Below are 6,729 nucleotides of genomic sequence, written 5' to 3'. Positions count from 1 at the left end.
CCCCCGACGTGAGGGCGAGCCGCACGGCGCCGGGCCCTCACCGTCAGCCGGTCGTGGGGATCCGGCCGACCACGGACCAGCCGGTCCAGCCTCCGCCGGCCGGGTCGGCGGCGTGGGCCATCACGCCGTCGGTGCCCTGGCCGAAGAGTTCGGCGGTCCTGGTGCCCGGGTCGTAGACCGCGGACGGGGAGTTGCGGAAGTTCCAGGCGCCGGTGACGGCCCAAGGGCCCCAACCGGTGGCAGGGTTCCACGTCGCGCGGTACATCGACCCGTCGGTACCGACCGCGAACACCTCGAGCGTGTGGGTCACCGGATTGTGGAGGACACTCGGCACGCCGGTGAACCTGCCGCCGGGGTTGAGGGTGAACGGGCCGTCCCAGCCCGCGCCGTCGGTGTTGTAGAGGTGGGCCATGACGCCGTCGGTGCGCAGGGCGAACACCTCGGCCGTCCTGGTGTCCGGGTTGTGGACCGTGGTGGGGGAGCCGCCGTACTTCCAGTCACCGGTCAGGATCCAGGGCGTCCAGCCGGCGGCTCGGCTCCAGGCGGCCCGGTACATGGACCCGTCGGTGCCGACGGCGAAGAGGTCGAGCGTGTGGGTGACGGGGTCGTGGACGACGGCCGGCGTGCCGACGAACGCGCCCGAGGGGTTGAGGGTGAACGGGCCGTCCCAGCCCGCGCCGTCGGTGTTGTAGAGGTGGGCCATGACACCGTCGGTGCGCAGGGCGAACACCTCGGCCGTCCTGGTGTCCGGGTTGTAGACCGTGGTGGGGGAACCGCCGTACTTCCAGTCACCGGCCGTCGTCCACGGCTGCCAGCCGGTCGCGCGGCTCCAGGCGGTGCGGTACATGGACCCGTCGGTGCCGACGGCGAAGAGGTCGAGCGTGTGGGTGACGGGGTTGTGGACGACGGCCGGCGTGCCGACGAACCGTGCGCCGGGCCCGATCAGGTGCCAGCCGTTCCAGCCTTCGCCGTTGGTGTCGTAGGCGTGGATGAGGGCGCCGTCGGTGCGCAGGGCGAAGATCTCGGCCGTCTTCGTGTCGGGGTTGTAGACGGTGTTGCGGCTCCCGGAGCGGCCCGCGACCAGGGCGGACCAGGCGGAGACGGTCTGCTGGATCCAGCCGCCGAGGTCGTCGGTGCGGGTCTCGTAGGCGCCGGTGTGGGTGGTCGGGGCGGCGCCGAGGCAGTTGTTCTGCCAGGAGCGGCTGGAGAGGGCGGCGAGTTCGTAGCGGTCGCCGACGCGGCGCAGGGCGGGTCCGCCGGTGTCGCCCTTGCAGACGGCGGCGTCGGCCGGGGCCTTGGGGGTGATGCCGAGGCCGGCCGGGTCGACGGTGGCGACGGTGAACAGGGCGCTGTGGAGCCGGTCCGGCACCCACTCGGTCCTGGTCCGGCCGAAGCCCGCGACCGTCAGCTCCTCTCCGGCGGCGGGCGCCCCGGTGGCCACCGCCACCGGGGCGATGTCGGTGACGGGGGCGGCCAGGCGGGCGAGGACGAGGTCGCGGTCGGTGCGGGGGGCGAGTTCGGCGATGTCGCGGACCTGGCCCGTGGCGGCGGAGGTGGTGCGGCCTATGGTGGCGGTGGTCCTGCGGGCGGGCGGGCCCGCGGGGAGGGTGGCCGGCTGGGCGGGGTCGTCGGCGAAGCAGGACGCGGCGGTGACGATCCAGTACGGGTCGACGAGCGCGCCGGTGCACGCGCGTTCGCCCTCGCCGATCACCAGACGCGCGGTGAAGGCGTAGGAGTTCTCCGCAGCGGGGTCACCGACCACGGCTGCCGCCGGGACGAGGGTGCTCAGCGTGCCGGCGGCCAGGGCCGCGGCCAGAACGCCGGCCCGCCGGGAACGGGATGGGGCCTTGCGGGGCATGGGAGTGCCTTTCGGGTGAGTGGGTGGGTCCGCGGGGCGGTCGGCATCGCGGTGAAGCACCTGCGGGGGTGCCGGAACGGGGGCCGGCCGGACGTGACCGGCCCGGCTGGAGCGGACCCGTCCGTCTGCGGAGCCCGGCCAGGGCGACGGCCGTGACCGCCCGGGTCGTCCGTACCGGGCGTGATCGCGTGCGAAGTACGCCGTCGTTCTGACCTTTCCCTACCGTTTCTTCCGGGTCGAATGGAGGTGCTCGGTGCCGGTCCCGCACGGCGGCGGCCCTGCGGGCCCGAATCATCCGGGGATGCGGAGTTCGACCAGGGCCGGGCGTTTCCCCCGGGCAGGCTTTCGCCGACCGGTTCGACCGGATCGGGCCCGTGTTCACCCGCGTTTCCTGGTCGGCCGGGGCCGGTTCGGCGCCGACGGAAGGGTCATCGGTCCAGCTGCCCGCGGGCGTCCGGCGGTCTCATGGAGAGGTGGCCGGTCGTACCGGAAGCGACGAAGCGGCATCCGACGATGCCGCTCCGGAGGTGGCCCGCGCGGCCGGCGGGGACGCGGGGCCCGCTGCGGGCGGGCGGCGCCGGGGAGGCGCCGGCCACGTGCTGATGCGGGATTTCGATCAAGGCAGATCCTTCGATCCTGGCGGGACCAAGATGATTCCGCAATGCCGTCAAGGGAGTTGAACGACGACGGAGCCTGCGTAAAGTACCAGCAATCTCCAGCTCCAGGAGGTTTCCGGAATCGTTCGGGAAACCTCTCCCGGTCGACTTTCGGCCATGTCCCACCAATGCGTTTGCCCAATTCCGCTTCTGATGCCCGATGACCTGCCGTCAAAGCACAGTTGCACCATTTTGGGGTGTTGATGGTGGACGATCCCCTCCGATCTCCGGGGGCACCTGGAACCACTCGCAGGAATCGGCACCGCGGAGTCCGGCTGACCGCGGTCACGCCGGGCCCGGACCGATGGTGGGCCGCGGAGGCGGCGGCCCCGCCTACCACATCACCGGGAGCCGTTCGGGAATCCGCTTCATGAAGCCCGTCCGCCAGACCAGTTGAGCGACGGGGACGGCGAGTTCGAGGTCCGGCAGCCGGTCGAGCAGGGTCTCCAGGGCGATCCGGGCGTGGACGCGTCCGAGCGCGGTGGCGGGGCAGTAGTGGGAACCGCCGCCGAAGGAGAGGTGGTCGGCGGCGTTGGCGCGGTCGAGGTCGAAGCGGTGCGGGTCAGGGAATTCCTCCGGGTCGAAGTTCGCGCCCTCGACCAGTACCAGGACCAACTCCCCCTGTTGGACGTCGACATCGCCGAGCCGCACGTCGGCGAGTGCGAGCCGGGGCAGGGCATCTCCGATGGAGAGGTTCACCCGCAGCAGTTCCTCCACGCCCGCGTCGAGCAGGTCGCGGCGGTCGCACAACAGGTGCCAGGTGTCGCGGTGGGTGAGGAGGTGGACCAGGGCCATGGTGAGGAAGCCGGAGGTGGAGACGGTGCCGGCGCCGAACATGGTGACGCCGACGGTGGCCAGCATCTCGTCGGTCAGGTGCGCGTAGTCCGGGTCCTCGCGCAGGGCGGAGAGTTCGCCCACCAGGCCGGAGGTGGCGGGGTCGTCCAGCAGGACGGTCATGCGGGCGATGTCGCGATCCCAGTTGATCGCGGCGCCGGCGATCGGGCAGGCCGAGTTCATGAAGGCGATGTCCAGGCTGCGCAGGAACGCGCGGCCCTCGCTCTGCGGAATGCCGAGGATGCGGCAGTGCAGCCCCGCGGAGTACGGCTCGCAGAACGCGCCGCGCAGGTCGGCCGTGGGGCCGTCCGCGACGAGCCCGTCGACGAGCCGCTCGGCCTCCTGGCGCAGCCACCGCACCAGCCCCGGCGACTTCGGGTTCAGCGCCTTCAGCACCGCTCGGCGCAGTCCGGCGCCGGTGATGTTGCCCATGTTGTTGACGACCTCGGGCGGGATCGTCAGGGCGTACTGGCGGGGCACGCCCGGGGCCGAGGTGTCCTTCAGCGAGAACCGGTCGTCCGTCAGGACCTGCTTGCACAGCCGGTACGAGGACACCAGCCAGGCCTCGTCCCCGGCGATCGTGCGCACCCGCCGGACCGGGGTGGCCGCGCGCAGCCGCGCCAGGTCGGCGGGGAGCCGGGTGCCGTCCCGGGAGAACGGGAAGTCGAGCAGGTCGGGGCCGGCGACGGCCGGGTGCCCGGTCGTGGTGGTCGTGCTCATGCGTGGGCTCCTCCGGCGGGGGTGACGATGGCGTGGCCCTGGTTGCGGGAGGCGCGCAGGCCGGCGCCCCGGGCGTACAGGAGTTCAGCGAGTGGCAGGAGTTGGTGGTAGCAGTTGAGCGAGGACGGCACGCCGATGATCGCGGGGGTGTCGAGGAACAGCGGCGCCTCGGCGCACACGTACTCCAGGCACACGGCGCGCTGACGTTCGGTGGGTTCCTGCCCCCGTGCGGTCAGGAACCGGCTCACCAGGTCGTCGCAGGCCCGGCGCAGGTCGGCGTCCGTCTCAAGGCGGCGCGTCAGCTGCCGGTGGATCTCCTGGTAGGCGGTGTTGGCGCGGAAGTCGGACATGGGCCGCCAGTGCAGCCGCGTCTGTCCCGGATCCGCCGTCGTCACGGCGTCGCGGACCTTCGCCCGAACGCTCCGCAGGTTCTTCGCCGCCTTTCTGCGGGCGTCGTCGGGGCCGTACCCGCACGCCTCGTACATCTCGGCCACGTGGAGGTCGGTGTAGACGAAGTCGACCCGGCCGTAATGGTCCAGGCCCCAGGCGGCGAGGTCGTGCAGGCGCTGGGCGGAGAAGTAGCTGTTGCCGGGCGAGACGCCGATGACGGCGTGCGCGCCCTCGTCGTGGATGACCTCGCAGTGGCGCGTGTAGGGCTTGACCCGGAACACGTCCGCGGCCTTCACCGGGGGTGCTGTGATCACACGCGTAGTCCTCCACCGCGTGCTGCTGCCGACCGGGCCCCGTGCCCCTCGGTGTGACGCCGCGGCCCCGTCACTCTATCCGCAGCGCACGGGTACTGACAGTAACCGCCGGGCTTTGTCCGAAACGGGTGGCGTCACCGATCATGACCTGGCGAGGAGGCGTGAACGAGGAGTACATCGCGGACAGGGCCTTTCGTGCTGTGGTGCCCTCGACGACACCACATGCCGCTACGGCATCTGCAACACCCCCCGTCCGGGCCCGGTGGTCGGGGCGCCCGGCCGTGGCCTGTCGCCCCGACCGGGCAGGGGAGAGCGGGCGGCCACCCGGCTCGCGGCGCGCGGCAGAGTCTTGTGCCGTCGCTACGGAGTGCCGTCCTCCGCCGGACGGGCTTGCGCGTCGTGTCCGTCATGCTCCTGGGGCCCCGGAAGCGCCGCTGGTCCTTCGAGTTGCCGGATCAGCGTCTTGAGCGCCGTGACCTCGTCGTGCAGCGCCTGCTTGCCCGCCTTGGTGAGAGGGATCCAGGTGCGGGCGCGTCTGCCCTCGTAGCCCTTGTCGATCGTGACCAGGCCCGCCTTCTCCAGGACACCGAGGTGCTGGGGGAGGTTGCCGGCGGTGAGACCGAGCGTGTCGCGCAGGAAGGTGAACTCCACCCGCCGGGCTTCCTTGGCCACCGCGAGGATGCCCAGGCGCACCCGTTGGTGCACGACGTCGTCGAGGCTGCTGGTGGGATGCTCGCTCATCCGGCTGACCGGCTCTGGAACCGCTGCCGCAGGGCGAGGACGGCACTGCCGAGCAGCAGCACGCCCCCCGAGAACAGGAGGTCCCGGCCGCCCCACGCGGAGGCGGCGGGCCGGTTGTCGAAGTCGAGCAGCAGGCCAGGTAGGCGCAGGTGATGGCGAGGAGCAGCCAGCTGCGTTCGATCCGGGCGAGCAGCAGCAGCGCCAAGCCGATCGATCCGGCCGGGCTCTCCACCGCGTTGTAGAGCGCGTAGAGGAACGTCGGTTCGCGGAAGTGGGGGTAGGGCGCCGTCCCCAGCGCCGCCCACACCTGGTAACCCGTGGTGAGCACGGCCAGGACGAGGCCGACGGCCAGGTAGGGACCGACCCGGGTGCCCGCACCGCGGGCCGGCTTGCCTTCAACTGGACTTGAGGTTCTACGGTCTTCGTATGACCCGCCCGGCAGGTGCCGGGCCCGCGGATTCCACCTGAACAGCACGAGGGGGCACCCCATGACGACCCAGCAGATGTCCGACGCCGAACTCGCCGGCCAGCCCGCCGCGTACTGGACCGGTGTCGCCTACGAGTCGCTCATCGCGTTCACCCGGGCCCGGCAGGCCGAGAAGGGCTACACGCAGCCGCAGTTCTGGCTGCTGCGCAATCTGTCGGTGAACGACATCTCGCCCGACGGCGCGAGTATGGCACTGTCCGAACTGCGGGAGGCGATGGCCTCGTACCTCCGGCCCGAGGACGATCTGGCGGCGGAGGCCGCGGTGCTCCTGGAGCGCGGCTGGCTGAGCGGGGACACCGGGGACCGGCTCCGGCTCACCGAGGAGGGGGAGCGGGCCCGCGTGGACCTGGCGCGCAACGCCCCCGCGATCCGTGCCGCCCTCCACGAAGGCATCGACGACGCGGACTACGTCACCGCCGTGAAGGTGCTCCAGCGACTGATCCGCAACGCGGGTGGGCAGGTCGCCTAGCGACCCCTGGCCCGGGCGTCCTGCCCTGGCCCGGGGCGCACCACGGCCCCGGGCCTGTGCCGTGGCTCAGCTTGCGGGTCTCAGCCGCGGTGGAACACGACGCCCGGGCGGGAGCGTCCGGTCGGCTTCCGGTGGCTCACGCCGCTCGTGGCCGCGCGAGGGCCGCTGCGAGCGCCGTCGGTTCGCCCGCCGTCGGTTCGCCCGCCGTCGGTTCATCCGCCGCCGGTTCGCCCGCCGTACCGACGGCGGGCGTCGGGAAC

5 protein-coding genes are annotated in these 6,729 nt (G+C 72.3%); 1 reads left to right on the top strand and 4 read right to left on the bottom strand.

Annotated features, from left to right (window positions below):
* Nucleotides 1–43: 43 nt before the first annotated feature.
* The 4 genes from ACFWA9_RS26720 to ACFWA9_RS26705 form a co-directional block, all read right to left on the bottom strand.
* Nucleotides 44–1,858: a trypsin-like serine protease gene (locus ACFWA9_RS26720; protein WP_380390285.1), complete on the bottom strand. Its 1,815-nt coding sequence runs from the start codon at nucleotides 1,856–1,858 to the stop codon at nucleotides 44–46.
* A 989-nt stretch (nucleotides 1,859–2,847) separates the two neighbouring features.
* Entirely contained in the window at nucleotides 2,848–4,068 is a 1,221-nt protein-coding gene (locus ACFWA9_RS26715) for a cytochrome P450 (RefSeq protein ID WP_380390283.1), read from the bottom strand.
* Nucleotides 4,065–4,772, bottom strand: a complete 708-nt coding sequence (locus tag ACFWA9_RS26710) for a tRNA-dependent cyclodipeptide synthase (protein WP_380390281.1) — start codon at nucleotides 4,770–4,772, stop codon at nucleotides 4,065–4,067. The genes ACFWA9_RS26715 and ACFWA9_RS26710 overlap by 4 nt, the downstream gene beginning before the upstream one ends.
* Before the next feature lie 360 nt (nucleotides 4,773–5,132).
* Complete coding sequence (locus ACFWA9_RS26705; RefSeq protein WP_380390279.1) at nucleotides 5,133–5,513, bottom strand: winged helix-turn-helix domain-containing protein; 381 nt, start codon at nucleotides 5,511–5,513, stop codon at nucleotides 5,133–5,135.
* A gap of 488 nt (nucleotides 5,514–6,001) precedes the next feature.
* On the opposite strand from ACFWA9_RS26705, the gene ACFWA9_RS26700 reads away from it, so the two are divergent.
* Nucleotides 6,002–6,469, top strand: coding sequence for a MarR family transcriptional regulator (locus tag ACFWA9_RS26700; RefSeq protein ID WP_380390277.1), 468 nt, complete (start codon nucleotides 6,002–6,004; stop codon nucleotides 6,467–6,469).
* Nucleotides 6,470–6,729: the final 260 nt, after the last annotated feature.

It is taken from the genome of Kitasatospora sp. NPDC059973, from assembly GCF_042737525.1.
GTDB lineage: Bacteria > Actinomycetota > Actinomycetes > Streptomycetales > Streptomycetaceae > Kitasatospora.
The sequence above is the reverse complement of the archived record's forward strand: the minus strand, read 5'-3'. Positions and strand labels throughout refer to the sequence as shown.

Coding starts and splice junctions, on each gene's coding strand:
- ACFWA9_RS26720 (WP_380390285.1), bottom strand. CDS start 1,858: ATGCCCCGCAAGGCCCCATCCCGTTCCCGGCGGGCCGGCGTTCTGGCC.
- ACFWA9_RS26715 (WP_380390283.1), bottom strand. CDS start 4,068: ATGAGCACGACCACCACGACCGGGCACCCGGCCGTCGCCGGCCCCGAC.
- ACFWA9_RS26705 (WP_380390279.1), bottom strand. CDS start 5,513: ATGAGCGAGCATCCCACCAGCAGCCTCGACGACGTCGTGCACCAACGG.
- ACFWA9_RS26700 (WP_380390277.1), top strand. CDS start 6,002: ATGACGACCCAGCAGATGTCCGACGCCGAACTCGCCGGCCAGCCCGCC.